General features: G+C 63.6%; 15 protein-coding genes. 9 read left to right on the top strand and 6 right to left on the bottom strand.

Annotated elements, in window-relative coordinates:
- Window positions 1–17: 17 nt before the first annotated feature.
- From NCR35_RS20755 to NCR35_RS20715, 9 genes are all read left to right on the top strand, one after another.
- Window positions 18–1,376, top strand: a complete 1,359-nt coding sequence (locus NCR35_RS20755) for an LLM class flavin-dependent oxidoreductase (RefSeq protein WP_250535800.1) — start codon at window positions 18–20, stop codon at window positions 1,374–1,376.
- A gap of 108 nt (window positions 1,377–1,484) precedes the next feature.
- Window positions 1,485–2,492 (top strand): deoxyribose-phosphate aldolase, encoded by a 1,008-nt coding sequence (gene deoC, locus NCR35_RS20750; protein WP_250535799.1) that lies wholly within the window; start codon window positions 1,485–1,487, stop codon window positions 2,490–2,492.
- Window positions 2,493–2,518: 26 nt separating this feature from the next.
- A complete protein-coding gene (locus NCR35_RS20745; RefSeq protein ID WP_250535798.1) occupies window positions 2,519–4,909 on the top strand; it encodes an aldehyde dehydrogenase family protein in 2,391 nt (796 codons plus the stop codon).
- A gap of 76 nt (window positions 4,910–4,985) precedes the next feature.
- A complete protein-coding gene (locus NCR35_RS20740) occupies window positions 4,986–5,459 on the top strand; it encodes an RbsD/FucU family protein (RefSeq protein ID WP_250535797.1) in 474 nt (157 codons plus the stop codon).
- Window positions 5,456–6,391, top strand: a complete 936-nt coding sequence (gene rbsK / locus NCR35_RS20735) for a ribokinase (protein ID WP_250535796.1) — start codon at window positions 5,456–5,458, stop codon at window positions 6,389–6,391. Before NCR35_RS20740 ends, rbsK begins: the two co-directional genes overlap by 4 nt.
- Window positions 6,388–7,431, top strand: coding sequence for an ABC transporter permease (locus NCR35_RS20730; protein WP_250535795.1), 1,044 nt, complete (start codon window positions 6,388–6,390; stop codon window positions 7,429–7,431). Before rbsK ends, NCR35_RS20730 begins: the two co-directional genes overlap by 4 nt.
- 65 nt (window positions 7,432–7,496) lie before the next feature.
- Complete coding sequence (locus NCR35_RS20725) at window positions 7,497–8,501, top strand: autoinducer 2 ABC transporter substrate-binding protein (RefSeq protein ID WP_250535794.1); 1,005 nt, start codon at window positions 7,497–7,499, stop codon at window positions 8,499–8,501.
- A 78-nt stretch (window positions 8,502–8,579) separates the two neighbouring features.
- Window positions 8,580–10,109, top strand: a complete 1,530-nt coding sequence (locus NCR35_RS20720) for a sugar ABC transporter ATP-binding protein (RefSeq protein ID WP_244850935.1) — start codon at window positions 8,580–8,582, stop codon at window positions 10,107–10,109.
- Window positions 10,106–11,167, top strand: coding sequence for an ABC transporter permease (locus NCR35_RS20715; RefSeq protein WP_371747498.1), 1,062 nt, complete (start codon window positions 10,106–10,108; stop codon window positions 11,165–11,167). Before NCR35_RS20720 ends, NCR35_RS20715 begins: the two co-directional genes overlap by 4 nt.
- A gap of 43 nt (window positions 11,168–11,210) precedes the next feature.
- On the opposite strand, the gene NCR35_RS20710 is transcribed toward NCR35_RS20715, so the two are convergent.
- The 6 genes from NCR35_RS20710 to NCR35_RS20685 all read right to left on the bottom strand — a co-directional run bounded on the left by NCR35_RS20710 (window position 11,211) and on the right by NCR35_RS20685 (window position 16,433).
- Window positions 11,211–11,939: a DeoR/GlpR family DNA-binding transcription regulator gene (locus NCR35_RS20710; RefSeq protein ID WP_250535793.1), complete on the bottom strand. Its 729-nt coding sequence runs from the start codon at window positions 11,937–11,939 to the stop codon at window positions 11,211–11,213.
- 128 nt (window positions 11,940–12,067) lie between these two features.
- Complete coding sequence (locus tag NCR35_RS20705) at window positions 12,068–12,496, bottom strand: hypothetical protein (RefSeq protein WP_206470871.1); 429 nt, start codon at window positions 12,494–12,496, stop codon at window positions 12,068–12,070.
- Window positions 12,497–12,607: 111 nt separating this feature from the next.
- A complete protein-coding gene (locus NCR35_RS20700) occupies window positions 12,608–13,438 on the bottom strand; it encodes an alpha/beta fold hydrolase (RefSeq protein ID WP_250535792.1) in 831 nt (276 codons plus the stop codon).
- Between the two features lie 74 nt (window positions 13,439–13,512).
- The gene (locus NCR35_RS20695) at window positions 13,513–14,775 is read right to left on the bottom strand and encodes a LysR family transcriptional regulator (protein WP_250535791.1); all 1,263 of its coding nucleotides are present in this window, start codon (window positions 14,773–14,775) and stop codon (window positions 13,513–13,515) included.
- Window positions 14,776–14,834: 59 nt separating this feature from the next.
- Window positions 14,835–15,674, bottom strand: coding sequence for a siderophore-interacting protein (locus NCR35_RS20690; RefSeq protein ID WP_250535790.1), 840 nt, complete (start codon window positions 15,672–15,674; stop codon window positions 14,835–14,837).
- A gap of 12 nt (window positions 15,675–15,686) precedes the next feature.
- Window positions 15,687–16,433 carry a PadR family transcriptional regulator gene (locus tag NCR35_RS20685; RefSeq protein WP_502801706.1) on the bottom strand — a complete coding sequence of 249 codons (747 nt, stop codon included), beginning with the start codon at window positions 16,431–16,433 and terminating at the stop codon, window positions 15,687–15,689.
- Window positions 16,434–16,585: the final 152 nt, after the last annotated feature.

Here is a 16,585-nt window from a genome sequence, read left to right as displayed (position 1 = left end):
GAAACGGAGTGACAGTCATGAGCGCATCTCTTCCGCGCCAGTTGCATCTCAACATCAACGCGCTGCATTCGGGCTTCGTGCCGTCGGCGTGGCGCGTGGCGAAGGCCGATCCGCGCGCGTTCATCGACGTGAATCATTACGTGCGGCTCGCGCAGACCGCCGAGCGCGCCTGCCTCGACGCGATCTTTCTGGCGGACAACGCCGCGATTTCCGATCAGCTCGACATGCGTCCGATCACCGCGCTCGAACCGACGATGCTGCTCACGAGCGTGGCCGCCGCGACCACGCATATCGGACTGATCGCGACCGCTTCGACGAGCTATAACGAGCCGTACAACATCGCGCGCAGGTTCGCGACGCTCGATCTGATCAGCGGCGGCCGCGCCGGGTGGAACATCGTGACGACGGCCGATCTGCCGTCCGCGCGGAACTTCGGTCTCGACGCGGTCCCACAGCACGCGGAACGCTATGCCCGCGCCGATGAGTTCGCGACGCTCGTGAAATCGCTCTGGAACAGCTGGGAAGACGATGCGCTGGTGGCGGACAAGGCGAGCGGGCGTTTCGTCGATCTGGACAAGCTGCATCCGGCGCAGCATCGCGGGCGCTTCTTCGGCGTGCAGGGCGCGCTCAACTTGCCGCGTTCGGCGCAAGGGCATCCGGTGCTGGTGCAGGCGGGCGCATCGGGCGATGGACGGGAACTCGCCGCGCGTCATGCGGAGGCCGTGTTCTCGGCGTCGCAGTCTTTCGACGAATCGCGCGCCTACCGCGCCGATCTCAACGAGCGGGCGGCGCGCTATGGACGCGGCCCGAACGCCGTGAAGGTGCTCGCCGGGTTGACCACGATCATCGGCGCGACGGAGAGCGAGGCGCTGCGCCGTCGCGATGAACTCGTCGATCTGATTCCGTGGCGCTACAGCCTCAACCGCCTCGCGGGAACCCTCGGCGTGCCCGTCGAATCGCTGCAACTCGATGCCCGCCTGCCCGCCGATCTTCCGCTGCCCAACGACGGCAACGGCAATCACACGTTCTTCAACGCGACGCTCGCGCAGGCGCGCACGCACGGCTATACGGTGCGCGAACTGGTGCGCGCGCTGGCGGGCGGCGGCGGGCATCGTGTGATCGTCGGCACGCCGGAACAGGTGGCCGACGACATTACGCACTGGTTCGAGAACGGCGCGGCCGACGGCTTCAATCTGATGCCCGACGTGCTGCCCGACGGTCTCGAAGCGTTCACGGAAGGCGTCGTGCCGATCCTTCAGCGGCGCGGCATCTTCCGTCGCGCTTACGAGGGGACGACGCTGCGCGGACACTTGGGACTCGCGATTCCGGCGGGCCGGAGCGGTCCTGCGGTCGAGCCCGAAGCGCGGGCGGCCTAACCCCCTCCGCACTTTCCCTATGTTACGATCGTAACAACGATGCGATAGACTGAGATCAATCTATCAAAAGCTGTTGTGCGTTGCGCAAGCGCACAGCCTACCGATCTCATGCTGGAAACCGCATCGAAGTCCATCGTCGCGTGGCCCGGAACCGCTCACCCGGCCACGCGCGCGCGCAATCCCGGCGTCCCTTTCGACCTCGCATGGCTCGAAGGGCTGCGCGTCAATCAGTCGGCGGTCGCGCGCCGGGCCGCGAGCTTCGGCTTGCGCCGCTCCGTCAAGAAAGACGCGCAGGCGGCGTGGCTCTTGAAGGCGATCACCTGCATCGACCTCACGACGCTAAGCGGCGACGACACCACCGCGCGCGTGCAACGGCTCTGCGCCAAGGCGCGCCGCCCGCTGCGCGAGGATCTGCTCGACGCGCTCGGCATGTCGGATCAGCCGATCACGACAGGCGCCGTGTGCGTCTATCACCGCTTCGTCAAGACGGCCGTGGAAGCGCTCGCCGATAGCGGCATTCCCGTCGCGGCCGTGTCCACCGGATTTCCCGCCGGCCTGAATCCGCATGCGCTCAAGCTGCGCGAGATCGAAGCATCGGTGGCGGACGGCGCGAAGGAAATCGACATCGTCGTCACGCGCGAGTACGTGCTGACCGGAAACTGGCAAGCGCTCTACGACGAGATGCGCGACTTTCGCGCGGCTTGCGGCGACGCGCACGTCAAGGCGATTCTCGGCACCGGCGACATACGCACGCTCTCCAACGTCGCGAAGGCCTCGATGATCTGCATGATGGCCGGCGCGGATTTCATCAAGACCTCGACGGGCAAGGAAGGCGTCAATGCGACGCTCGACGTGTCGCTCGTGATGGTGCGCATGATCCGCGAATATCTGGCGCGCACGGGTATCGCGATCGGCTTCAAGCCGGCGGGCGGCGTGTCGACCGCGAAATCGGTGCTGAACTATCAGGTTCTCATGAAGGAGGAACTCGGGCGCGAATGGCTCGAAGCGGACTTGTTCCGCATTGGAGCGTCCAGCCTGCTTGCCGATATCGAGCGGCAACTCGAACATCACGTGAGCGGACGCTATTCGTCGTTCAACCGCCATCCGGTCGCCTGAACCAAGCCAATACAGACACAAGCCTCATGAGCGTAGCCCACTATTTTTCTTCGATGGAATACGGACCCGCACCGGAAGACGATCGCGCCGTGCGCGCTTGGCTCGATCAACATGCCGGACGCTTCGGCCATTTCATCGACGGCGCATGGCGAGACGGCGCGGACGAACATCGCTTCGATTCGCGCGAGCCGGCGACGGGCCGCGTGCTCGCGTCGATCGCGCAAGGGTCGAGCGGCGACGTGGATGCCGCCGTGCAAGCCGCGCACGACGCGCTCGAAGCATGGCAAGGCATCGGCGGCGCGGGCCGCGCGCGGCACCTGTACGCACTGTCGCGCATGGTGCAAAGGCATAGCCGCCTCTTCGCCGTCCTCGAATCGCTCGATAACGGCAAGCCGATTCGCGAATCGCGCGACATCGATATCCCCCTTGTTTCAAGGCACTTTCTGCATCACGCGGGCTGGGCGCAATTGCAGGATCGCGAGTTCGCGGACTGGGCGCCGCTCGGCGTGATCGGGCAAATCGTGCCGTGGAATTTTCCGCTGCTGATGCTCGCGTGGAAGATCGCGCCCGCGCTTGCGCTCGGCAATTGCGTGGTGCTCAAGCCCGCGGAATACACGTCGCTCACGGCGTTGCTCTTCGCGGAACTCGCGCACCGCGCGGGTTTGCCGAAGGGCGTGCTCAACGTCGTGACCGGCGACGGCCGCACGGGCGCGGCGCTCGTCGAGCATCCGCGCGTCGCGAAGATCGCGTTCACCGGATCGACCGAAGTGGGCCGTCAGATTCGCGCGACGACGGCGGGCTCGGGCAAATCGCTCACGCTGGAATTGGGCGGCAAGTCGCCATTCATCGTGTTCGACGACGCCGATATCGACTCGGCCGTGGAAGGCGTCGTCGATGCGATCTGGTTCAATCAAGGTCAGGTATGCTGCGCGGGTTCGCGTCTGCTCGTGCAGGAAGGCATCGAAGCACGCTTCATCGACAAGCTCAAGCGCCGCATGGAAACGCTGCGCGTCGGGCCGTCGCTGGACAAGGGCGTCGACATGAGCGCCATTGTCGATGACGTGCAGCTCGAACGCATTCGCGCGCTCGTGGCGAAAGGCGAAAGCGAAGGATGCGAGATTCATCAGCCCTCGCGTCTCGTGCTGCCCGAAGGCGGGGCGTTTTTCGCGCCGACGCTGGTGACCAACGTCGCGCCGGCATCGACGCTCGCGCAAGAGGAAATCTTCGGGCCCGTGCTCGTCTCGATGAGCTTTCGCACGCCCGACGAAGCCGTCGCCCTGGCGAACAACACGCGCTATGGCCTCGCCGCCAGCGTCTGGAGCGAGAACATCAGCCGCGCGCTGGACGTCGCGCCGCGCCTGCAATGCGGCGTCGTATGGATCAACGCGACGAATCTGTTCGATGCGGCAGTGGGCTTCGGCGGCTATCGCGAGTCCGGTTTCGGGCGGGAAGGCGGACGCGAGGGCATATACGAATATCTCAAGCCGCACGCATGGTCCAAGCTGCCGATGCGCACCGAGACGCAAGCGCCGCCCGCCGAGCCGGACTCGCTGCTGGAATCGGCGAACGTCAGCGCGATCGACCGCACGGCGAAGCTCTTCATCGGCGGCAAGCAGACGCGGCCGGACAGCGGTTACTCGCGGCTCGTGCGCTCGCCTGCGGGCGAGATCGTCGGCGAAGTGGCCGAGGGCAATCGCAAGGACATTCGCAATGCAGTGGCGTCGGCGCGCGGCATGACGAAATGGGCGGCAGCGAGCGCGCACAACCGCGCGCAGGTGTTGTATTACCTCGCGGAGAATCTGAGCGCGCGAGCGGATGAATTCGCGCGCCAACTCGTGACACGCGCGGGTTCCAGCGAACGCGATGCGAAGCGCGAAGTCGATGCGTCGATTGCCCGCTTGTTTACGTACGCAGCGTGGGCCGACAAGTTCGACGGCGCGGTGCATGCGCCGCCGCTGCACGGCGTCGCGCTGGCGATGCACGAGCCGGTCGGCGTGATCGGCGTCATCTGTCCGGACGAAGCGCCGTTGCTCGGCTTCGTCTCGCTGATCGCGCCCGCGCTCGCGCTGGGCAATACGGTCGTGGCGGTGCCGAGCATGACGTGCCCGCTCATGGCGACAGACTTCTATCAGGTCGCGGATACGTCCGACGTGCCGGGCGGCGCGCTCAACATCGTGACCGGCGATGCGCGCTCGCTTGGCAAAACGCTGGCCCAGCACGATGACGTCGATGCGCTCTGGTGCTTCAATGGCGCGGCGCTTTCGGCGATGGCGGAGCGCGAATCGGTCGGCAATCTGAAGCGAACCTTTGTCGATCACGGACGACTGTTCGACTGGCATGATGCATCGAGTGAAGGTTTGCCCTTCTTGCGCCAAGCCGTGCAAGTCAAGAATATCTGGGTGCCGTATGGAGATTGATCCGCGGAACTCGTAATTTGAGGTTCAACGGCGCAGATCCTGGAACGGGACGCGCCCATGCATGGAGGAGACGCTCTTGCTGAAGAACATTGACCCGCTTCTGAACGCCGACATTCTTTACGCGCTGGCCGCGATGGGACACGGCGATGAAGTCGTCGTTTGCGACGCCAACTTTCCCGGCGATTCGGTCGCGCGCCAGACCGTCTTGGGCAAGCTCTTGCGGATCGACGGCGCGAATGCGCCGCGTGTCGTGCGCGCGGTGCTGTCGGTGATGCCGCTCGATACGTTCGTGGACGATCCCGCAGGCCGCATGGAAGTCGTCGGCGACGCGACCGCCTTGCCCGCCGTGCAGCGCGAAGCGCAACGCGAAGTCGATCACGCGGAAGGCCGCGAAGTGGCGTTCGCGCCGATCGAACGCTTCGCGTTTTATGAGCGCGCGAAGAATGCTTACTGCGTCATCCGCACGGGCGAGACGCGCGGTTACGGCTGCTTCATCTTCAAGAAAGGCGTGCAGCTTGCGCCGGATGCGCCGCAAGGGGACGCGCCATGAGCGGCAGCGTCGTCATCCTCGGCATCTATGTGACGGACCTCGCTTTCCGTGCAGAGCGCATGCCTTTGCTCGGCGAAACTGTGGCGGGCTCCGCGTTCGCGATGGGACCGGGCGGCAAGGGTTCGAATCAGGCCGTGGCCGCCGCTCGCGCGGGCGCGGACGTGATCTTCTGCACGCGCATCGGCAACGATGCGTTCGGCAAGATCGCGCAGTCCACGTGGGCGGCCGAAGGCATTACATCGCGAGCCAGCGTGATAGACGATATCGCGACCGGCGCCGCGCATATCTACGTGGACGAGAATACCGGCGGCAATGCGATCATCGTCGCGGCGGGCGCGGCCGGCACGCTCGGCCCCGATGACGTGGATGCCATCGAAGCCGACATCGCGAACGCAGCCGTCTTCGTCACGCAACTGGAGCAGCCGGTTCCGGCCGCGAAACGCGGGCTCGAACTAGCGCGAAAGCATGGCGTGACGACCGTTTTCAACCCTGCGCCCGCGTTGCCACTCGACGACGATATCTATCCGCTTTGCGACTACATCACGCCGAACGAGACCGAGGCGGCGGCATTGACCGGAATCGCCGTGAAGACCGTCGACGATGCGCGTCGCGCGGCGGATGTTCTGTTGAGCAAAGGCGCGCGCGCAGCGATCATCACGTTGGGCGAAGCGGGCGCGCTTCTGCATAGCGCGAACGAATCGGTGCTGGTTCCTGCGTTCGAATGCGGACGCGTGGTCGAAACCGCCGGCGCGGGCGATGGCTTCACCGGCGGCTTTGCGGCGGCGCTCGCGCGCGGCGACAGCGCGCTCGATGCGGTTCGCTTCGGATGCGCGTTGGCGAGCATCTCGGTCACGCGGCCAGGCACCGCGCCCTCGATGCCTCGCCTCGACGAAATCAATGCGTTGTTGAGCGAAAGGAGCGTGACGCAATGAAAGCGTCGAAGTGGCTCGCTGACCGGCAGTTCAACTTTCTCATCGGCGTGAATCTGCTGGTGGTGATCGTCGCGACTTGGCTTTCGCACGGCCAGTTTCTCGACATCGACAATCTTCAGTCGATGGGCGGCCAATTGCCCGAACTCGGCTTGCTCGCGCTCGGCATCATGTTGTCGATGGTCTCGGGCAATGGCGGCATCGACCTCTCGGGCGTCGGGCTCGCGAACCTCTCGGGCATGGTCGCGGCGATGGCTCTGCCGCACATGGTCTCCGCCGACGATTCACCCGCGCTTTATACGGCCGTCTTCGTAGGCATCGTCGTCGCGATGGGCTTGATCGGCGGCCTGCTGAACGGCGTGGTCATTGCCAAGCTCAGGCTGACGCCGATTCTCTGCACGCTCGGCACGCAGTTGCTCTTCACGGGCATCGCCGTCGTGTTGAGCAACGGCGCGTCGGTGCGAGTCGAATATGTCGATGCGCTCTCGAACATCGGCAACGGCACGTTCCTTCAGGTGCCCATCTCGCTGTGGATCTTCATTGCGGCGGTGCTCGTGCTCGGCTGGGTCCTCAAGCGCACGCCGTTCGGCCTGCGGCTCTACCTCATGGGCACCAATCCCAAAGCCGCCTTCTATGCAGGCATTCCGCGCGCGCGCATGTTGATTCTGACTTACGGCATGTGCGGCGTGCTCGCATCGCTGGCGGGTCTCATCAGCGCGACGCATACGTCGAGCGCGAAGTGGGACTACGGCAACTCTTATCTCCTGATCGCGATCCTGATCGCGGTGATGGGCGGCGTGAATCCGGCGGGCGGCTACGGACGCATTGTCTGCGTGTTTCTCGCGGCAACGGTCCTGCAGTTCCTGTCGAGTCTCTTCAATCTGCTTGGCGTCTCCCAGTTCTTCGGCGATTGCGCGTGGGGTTTCCTGCTGCTCGCCTCACTCGCCTTCGCGGGCGGCGAGCGTGTGCGCGCGATCTTCGGCATCGGCGGAGCCAGGCCCACTTCGAAGATTCCACCGCCGCCAGCATCGACGGGACGTTGACCACTCGCTTGTGATTGCTTCAAAAGACCATCGAACGACATTCGAAACATAAAGGAGACAACACGATGAAGCTCAAGACTATCGGCACCGCGCTGACCGCGATGGCGCTTGCTGCGGGCGCGGTCATGGCCGCCCAGGCCGCGACGAACGAAACGATCGTCACGGTCGTCAAGGTGACCGGCATCAACTGGTTCAATCGCATGGACGACGGCGTGAAAGAGTTCGGCAAGGCGAACCCGAACATCAACGTCTATCAGACAGGACCCGGCCGCGCCGACGCCGCGCAGCAATTGAAGATCATCGAGGACTTGATCGCGAAGAAAGTCACTGCGATTGCAGTGGTCCCGTACGATCCGCCGACGCTCGAACCCGCGCTCAAGAAGGCAATGGATCGCGGCATCAAGGTGGTCACGCATGAAGCCGACAACGCAAAGAACACGATGGTCGATATCGAAGCGTTCGACAACACCGCATACGGCGCGGGCCTGAACGAACGTCTCGCGAAGTGCATGGGACAGCAGGGCAAGTGGGCGGTGCTGGTCGGCTCGCTCGGCAGCCGTTCGCAGGTGCAATGGGCGGACGGCGGCATCGGCAACGCCAAGGCCAAGTATCCGAAGATGGACCTCGTCGAGCCGAAGCTGGAAACGAATAACGACGGCGAGCGCGCGTATCAGGTCGCGAAGGAAGTGCTGCGCAAGCATCCGGACCTGACCGGCTTTCAGGGCTCTTCGTCGCTGGATGTAATCGGCATCGGGCGCGCAGTGGAAGAGGCCGGCAAGGTCGGCAAGATCTGCGTGTACGGCACGGGTCTGCCCACCGAAGCGGGCAAGTTCCTCGAAAGCGGCGCAATCAACGGCATCGCATTCTGGGACCCGAAGCTCGCCGGCATCGCGATGAACAAGGTGGCGCAAATGCTCGTCGACGGCAAGACGGTGGAGAACGGCGCGGACCTCGGCATTACCGGCTATAACAAGGTCACCGTGAGCAAAGGACCGGGCAAGGGCGTGATCGTTCGCGGCACCGGCTGGGTGGACGTGGACAAGACGAACTACAAGCAATACCCGTTCTGATGCGACTGATGTGATGTTAGCGGCGCGCGGCGTTCGACGTTCGACGTTCGACGCGCGCGCCGCCCTAATCCATACGCCATGACCCAAGAGACACCGCTCCTCGAAGTCGTCGATATTCATAAGCGCTTTACCGGCGTCTATGCGCTGCGTGGCGTGAGCCTTGCGTTTCAGCGCGGGCAGATTTATCACCTGCTCGGTGAAAACGGCTGTGGCAAGAGCACGCTCATCAAGATCATCTCGGGCGCGCAGCCGCCGGACGAAGGCGAGCTCGTGATCGAAGGCGCGCGTCATGCGCGGCTTTCGCCGCTCGAAGCATTGTCCGCCGGCATCGAGACCGTGTATCAGGACTTGTCGCTGCTGCCGAACATGAGCGTGGCGGAGAACGTCGCGCTGACTTCCGAGCTCGCGGAGCACGCGGGCAAGCTCGCGCGCACGTTCGACCGGCGCGCGCTCGCGACGACCGCCGCACGCGCGCTCGAAGCCGTCGGTTTGCCCGGCGACGCCGAGTTCCAGAAGACCCTGATCGAACAATTGCCGCTGGCGACGCGCCAACTCGTGGCCATTGCGCGCGCCATTGCGAGCGAAGCGAAGTTCGTCATCATGGACGAGCCCACGACCTCGCTCACGCAGAAAGAGGTCGACAACCTGATCGCGGTGCTTGCGAGACTGCGCGCGCAAGGCGTGGCCGTGCTGTTCGTGAGTCACAAGCTCGACGAGTGCTATGCGATCGGCGGCGAAGTCATCGTGCTGCGCGACGGTCAGAAGATGGCGCAAGGACCGATCGAACACTACACGAAGGCGCAGATCAGCGAGCTCATGACGGGCAAGCATCTTTCGACCGACCGCTACCGCGAAGAAGGCGAGGCGCGTGCATCGAAAGTCGTGCTGGATGTAAAGGAACTGGGCCGCAAGGGTCAGTTCGCCGACGTATCGTTCGCCTTGCACGAAGGCGAGATACTGGGCGTGACGGGACTGCTGGACTCCGGCCGCAATGAACTGGCGCGCGCGCTCGCGGGTGTGGCACCGGCGGACAGCGGCGTCGTCACGCTCGACGGCATGCGCGTTCGCCTGCAATCGCCTGCGGATGCAAGAACGCAACGCATCGGCTATGTGCCGGAAGACCGCCTGAACGAAGGGCTGTTTCTCGACAAGCCGATCCGCGATAACGTCGTGACCGCGATGATCGCGAGCTTGCGCGACCGCATCGGGCAAATCGATCGCAAGCGCGCGCAGGCGCTAGCCGAGCGCACCGTCAAGGATCTCCAAATCGCCACGCCCGATGTCGACAAGCCGGTGCAGTCGCTTTCCGGCGGCAACCAGCAGCGCGTGCTGATCGGCCGCTGGCTCGCGATCAATCCACGCGTGCTGATTCTGCATGGCCCGACAGTCGGCGTCGATGTTGGCTCCAAGGACATCATTTACCGCATCATGCAGCGGCTGTCGAAAGAGGGCATCGGCATCATTCTCATCAGCGATGATCTGCCCGAACTGCTGCAAAACTGCGATCGCATTCTGATGATGAAGAAAGGCCGCGTCGCCGGCGAATATCGCGCCGATCGTCTGAGCGAGGCCGATCTGTATCACGCGCTACTTTCTGAGGCAGCATGAGCATGAGCGAATCCATCCGCGGCGCCGCAAGCGAGACCGTGCCGCAAGCCGTGAGCAACGTCGCGCCCCGCGTGCGCAAGGGCAGCCTCTACGCGCAATTGATGCGCAAGCCGGAGTGGTTCACCGTCGGGCTGATTCTGGTCACGTGTCTGATCGTGGGCAGCCTCAACCCGCGCTTCTTCCAGTTCGCGACGCTCTTCGACATGCTGCATTCCGCGACGACGGTGTCGCTGTTTGCACTCGGGACGCTCGTCGTGCTCGCGTCGGGCGGGATCGACGTATCGTTCACCGCCATCGCTGCGTTGACGATGTATTCGATCACCAAGGCGGTGTTCGCATGGTGGCCCGAATGTCCGTTCGCGCTGATCGTGTTGACGGGCGCATTGGGCGGCGTGCTGCTCGGTGTCGTCAACGGCATGCTCGTGCATCGGCTGAAAGCGCCTTCGCTGATCGTCACCATCGGCACGCAATATCTGTTTCGCGGCTTGTTGCTGACTTTCGTCGGCACGCAGTTCTTCATGAACATTCCGCACAGCATGGATGTGTTCGGCCGCTTGCCGCTTTTCTATTACCACACGGCGGACGGCTTGCGCGCGGTGCTTCCCGTGTCGGTGCTCGCGCTCGTGATCGCGGCGATCGTCACATGGTGGCTGCTCAATCGAACGATGATGGGCCGCGGTGTCTATGCGATGGGCGGCAGTCTCGCCATTGCGGAACGGCTCGGCTATAACCTGCGCGCGATCCACTTGTTCGTGTTCGGCTACACGGGTCTGCTCGCCGGCGTGGCGGGCATTCTGCATGTATCGACGAACCGGCTCGCCAATCCGTTCGATCTCGTCGGCACGGAACTCGATGTCATTGCCGCGGTGATCCTCGGCGGCGCGCGCATTACCGGCGGCACGGGAACGGTGACAGGAACGCTGCTCGGTGTCGTCCTCGTCACGCTCATCAATAGCGTGCTGATTCTCGTGGGTGTGCCGAGCACGTGGCAGAAGGTCATCATCGGCGCATTCATTCTCATCGCAGGAACGCTCTTCGCATTGGGTCGCAGGCAATAGCGCAACGCGCGGCGCATTTGGACTTACGGGACTTACGCCTCGGCTATTCGCGTGAGTCCGTGCGCCGTTGTCCTTCCTCGGTGATGACAGAGTCGAAGTCTGAGATCTGCGAGAAGCGCACCGCTTTCACCTTGCCGAACTTACTCGCATCGACGACGAGATGCCGTTCGACGGAACTCGCCATGGCCGCTTGCTTGATGGCGACTTCATGAAAGTTCCAGCACGTCACGCCGCGTACTTCATCGACACCGCCGGCCGACATGAATGCCTTGTTGATTCCCATGCGCCGAAGCGTTTCGACGCTTTCATCGCTGGCGAATGATTCCGACGACGGCACGTACACGCCGCCGAGCAAAATCATGCGTATGTTCGGCTTGCGGCGCAGAATCTCCGCTACGTTAAGCGAGTAACACACCACGGTCAGATGCATTTCAGCGGGAATCTGCCGCGCCAGTGTCGTCAACGTCGTGCCGCAGTCGATGAACACAGTCTCGTTGTTCGCGAGCAGGCGCGCAGCATGACTCGACGCAATGGCTTTCGCTTGCGCGAAGTGGTCCTTCTCCTCGTCGATGGTATAGCCCGCTGCATTAGGCAGGTCCGCCGCGCTCACGATATAGCCGCCGAGGTAAGTGAACTGCCCGGGGTTGGCCGCAACGTCCCTGCGCACCGTCATTTCGGAGACACCGAGAAGCGCGGCGGCATCGCGAAGACGCATCACGTTTTGTTTTTCTAATGCGCTCGAGAGCGTGCGGAGGCGGTCGATCTTGGCCATCGTTTTGCAGTGCTTTCCACGCGTCGACGATTGTGAGTTTCTGGTCTTACGTTGATAAGATTATAACAACGCAAGGCGCGTGCAATGAGCGCCTTGCGTGAGTTCACGGGTAAATACGGAGCGTGCTCTTACGCGCCTTCGTTCTCTTCGAGCATCACTGCAAGCGTGCCGGCTTCGCTTTGCACGCCGGCATCGAGGTCGATTTCATTGGGCGTCATCTTTGCAATGGCGCGTAAGAGGCGCGGCGAGAACGTGGCGCCGAACAGCGCGATGGCGTCTTCGCGGCGCCTGTCGTCGGCATGCGCGAGCGAGCGCAGTTCGCTGAGCGGAAGTCCGACGAACAAGTCGAGCGGATACGGCGGAGCAGCAAGCGCGGCCGCCGCAGCCGTGGCCGCCGTCGCGCCCGGAGCGCGCACGCGCAAGCCCGGTTGCAAATGTTCAGCGAGTTCCATCGTGATGTCGTAGTCCGCCTCGAATTCGAGGGACGTTCGCGCCTCGCTTTGCAGGAAAGGCGCTACGGTTTCCAGACGCGCGAGTTCTTCATCGGTAAGCAGCATGGCATTTCTCCTTCGATAAACGCAGCGAGGTTTGCTTGCATCGGACACTTAGCTAAATGCTTGCCCGGTAGCCGAACGAAACCCTAACGCGACTCTGGCGGAAAAATTGACTCACGCAGTCCGCTGCGCATCGAAGAAGGCGGCAATGGCTTCGTTCACTGCTTCGGCTGCGTCGCGGTGAGGCGAATGACGGCAGTCCGGCAGCTTGACGACATGGGCGTGAGCAACCGCTGCCTTGATCTTGTCGATCTGCTGCATGGACGCGTATTCATCGTCGTAGCCTTGAATGGCGAGCAGCGGCCGGCGGATGGACTCGAGCGTCGCAGTGATATCCCAGTGAAGGAACGCAGGATCGAGCCATGCGTCATTCCATCCATAGAAGGCGGAATCCACATTCTGATGGTAGGGCTCAAGCCGCGAGCGCAAGACGCCGCTCTCATAAGCGCTTCGTGCCTGCGTGATCGCCTGAACCGTCATCGGCTCGACGAACACATGCGGCGCAAGCACGGCGACACCTGCCAACGACTCGGGATACGCGCTTGCATAGAGCAAGGCGATCGTCCCGCCGTCGCTATGCCCGATCATCCACATGCGTGCGCGCTCGCTTTCGTTTATGCCGATCGCATCGAGCAGCGCAGGCAGGACGACCTGTGCTTGATGATGCAGGAAATCTGCCGCCCAATGCTCGTCTGCGCGACGCGGCGTCGAACGTCCATAACCCGGGCGCGAATACACGAGTCCGCGGCAACCGAGGCGATCACATAGCGTGTGCGGCCAGTCTTTCCATAACGCAATGGAGCCTAGTCCTTCGTGCAGAAATACCGCAATGGGCGCGTCTTTGAGCTCCGCGTTGAGCCATTGGTATTCGATGGATAGCGGATACCGACCGCCGGTCACTTGAGCAAACTGGACAGCGTCGATAGCGCTTGTGGAATCATTCATGGCTTGAAATGTCGCGCGAGGAATCACTCATTGAGGTTCAAGAGTACGATGAATTGGTCGGCAGCATCACCGCGTTACGCACGATGTTTCGTCAGCTTCGCGCCGCCCGCCGAGTGCGCGAGTTGATCGACCGTCAGGCGAATCGCGTCGATCAGCGCGCGGGCTGCCGGAGAAGGCGTGCTGCCCGCGCGTAACGTAAGCCCGATATCGCGCCGTGTGTTCTGCATCGCGATATCGAGCACGACGAGTTGCCCCGACTCGCATTCATAGTGCAACTGCTGCGCCGATACGACCGCGAGCATATCGGTGTGCGTGAGCAAGCCACGGATCACGGCAAGGTCGGCGGTCTCGACCGTCGGCATCGGCGGTTTGAGCCTGAGCCGCTTGAATTGCGCTTCGAACATGCCGCGTGCGGGCGCGTGGCTACGCGGCAAGACCCATTGCGCGGCGCTCAACTCTTTCAACGTCAAACCCTTGGCTTTAGCCAGCGGATGATCGCGCCGCGCGATGACCACCATGTCCTCCGACATCAGGCGCTCGTTGGTCAATCCGCTCGATGCATCGTTCGGCCTGAGCGCGCCCAAGACGAAGTCGATGTCGCCCGCTCGCAAGCCGGCCACGAGCGGTTCGTAGGCGCTCTCATCGGTAGCTATCCGCACGCCCGGATATTGCGAGGCCACGCGCGCAATCGCCCCCGGAAGAATCAGCGTCCTGCCGAGCGGCAGCGCGCCGACGGTCACATAGCCTTGAATGGTGCCACGCAAAGCCGCGATATCGTCCGGGATGTGGCGCAGTTCGTTGAGCGCGCGACGCACGTGGAGCACGAAGGTCTCGCCTTCGCTCGTGAGCAGCAGGCCGCGCGGGCTGCGATAAAAGAATTGTATACCCGCGCCCGTTTCCATGATGCGGATGGCGCTGCTGACTGCGGGCTGACTGATGCCGAGCGTCTGCGCGGCGCTCGGCATGTGTCGATGACGCGCCAATGCCGAGAATAACTGTAGCCGCCGCGTGTTGAGCAGGAAGGCAGGCAACGCGTTGCCGTTGGCCGAGCGTCGCCGCGACTGCCGCGCCGAGCACCACTGACTCAGCGCTTCCAGCTCCGCGAAGATCCGTTCGCAACGCAGAAGAACGGCGCGACCCGCAGGTGTCGGCAACATGCCTGATGGGCGACGTTCGAAGAGCGTCTCGCCGACTGCTGCTTCCAGTTCCTGCAAGGAACGGGTAACAGCGGATTGCGCGCGAAAGAGGGCGGCTGCCGCCCGCGTGGCGCTGCCCGTCTGTGCCACGAGCCTGAAGGCGCGCAGATAGGCGAGGTTGAGCAGTTCCCGGTTATCCATGGCTATGCTGAAAGAGGCGTAGCCATCAGTTTAGTTTATCGGGCCACCGGGGCGCGAATTCAGTCTTCGATCGCTCCATGCACGCCTTGCTCGCCGCGCTTCCAGTAGGCGGACGCGCGAATGCGGCGCTTGTCGATGCCTCGCTCATTGCACAACAGCTGCCGCACCGCGCGCATGAGCGCGGCCTCGCCCGCGGCCCACACGTAACCTTCGCCGTCGGGCAGATACGTTCCGCGCAACGCGAGCAAGAGGTCGCCGCCCGGGTACGCGGCGTCGCTGCGGTAGCACCACTGCACATACAGATTGGCGCGTGTATCGAATTCGATTCGCGCGGAGGGATCGGCGACTTCTAGCAGCGCCGCCACGCGCGTGCCGGGCGGAAGTTCCTCCAGGCGACGGGCGATGGCGGGAAGCGCGGTCTCGTCGCCGACCAGCAGATGCCAGTCGAAGTGCGTCGGAATGACGAACGAACCGCGCGGCCCGCCGATGCCGAGGTAGTCCCCCGGCGCGGCCTTCGCGGCCCACGCGGTCGCGGGGCCGGCGTCGTGCAGCGCGAATTCAATATCCAATTCTCGCGCCGCCCGATCGAAGCGCCGAGGCGTGAAGTCGCGGGCAATGGGCCGCGGTTTGGCAGGATCGAACACGGGACCGTCCGGTCCGGCCTGCGGCACCACCGGCATGCTTTCGCCAGGGTGCGGAAAGAAAACCTTCACGTGGTCGTCGAAAGAGGCGCTTTCGAAGTCGGCAAGCGCCTCGCCAGTCAGTGTGATGCATACAAAATGCGGATTGATCGGCCGAACTCGCTTGACCTGGAGCAAGCGGAATTTCAGCGCGTGACGCACGCGCGTGACTTCCAGTTCGGCGCGGCCTTCTTGTGCTTCGACGAGTGAATCGCTCATCCTGTCGCTCCTTTATGCCTGCTTCGGCGCATTGTCTTGTTCGATGTCGGCTGTCGCACGTTCGAGAATCGCGGCGATGCGGCGCTGCTCCTGCGGCGATGCATCGGTGCGCAGGAGCAGCGCCCGCTTCAGGGCGCGTCGTGCGGCGACGAGTTCGGGCACCCAGCCGCCGTCGCCCGCATTCTCGTCGACTTCCTCGCCCGCGTAGGCCCGCCGTACGAGGTCCATCTTGCGTGCAAAATGCAAGAGCTTGGCAAGCATCAAGTCGACGCGCTCGCGATTCGCCGCGAGGTATTCACGGCCCGCATCCGACAGGGCGTAGCGCTTGCGGTTGCCTTCCATCTCGACCGTCGCATAGCCGATTTCTTCCAGATACGTCAGCGCGGGATACACCATGCCGGGGCTCGGTGCATAGAAGCCGTTGGAGCGATCCGCCAGCGCCTTGATGAGTTCGTAACCGTGGCGCGGCGCCTCGGCCAGCATGGCGAGCAGCAAGAGTTGCAGGTCTTCGGACGAGAACTTGCGGCCGCGCGGCATGCCGCCCATGTCGTCCGCGCCGCCGCCGAAACCGCCTGCACCACCGAAACCGCCCGCACCGAAGCCGCCGCCGAAGCGCCCGCCGCCGCCGTGCCGATGACCTCCGATCATGGCCCAGCCGCGCCACGCAAGGCGGTCCAGGCGCTCCAGCGCATCGAAAGGAAATTCGGAACCGAAGCCGCGCGAATCGTCGCGCCTGCCGTGAAAGCAACGTGATCTCATGACTCACTCCGTTATGTCGTAAAACATATCTAAAGATATATATCGTAAGAGTGTCTGTCAAGGCGTTCTTTTGGCCCGGCGACGCGGCGACGGCAGCGTTCACGGCACGAGGCGTCAGCCGAATGCGGTATTCAAAAGACAACATTCACCTG

Origin of the sequence: Caballeronia sp. AZ10_KS36 (assembly GCF_023631105.1) — a bacterium.
In the GTDB taxonomy this organism is placed as follows: domain Bacteria; phylum Pseudomonadota; class Gammaproteobacteria; order Burkholderiales; family Burkholderiaceae; genus Caballeronia.
The sequence above is the reverse complement of the archived record's forward strand: the minus strand, read 5'-3'. Positions and strand labels throughout refer to the sequence as shown.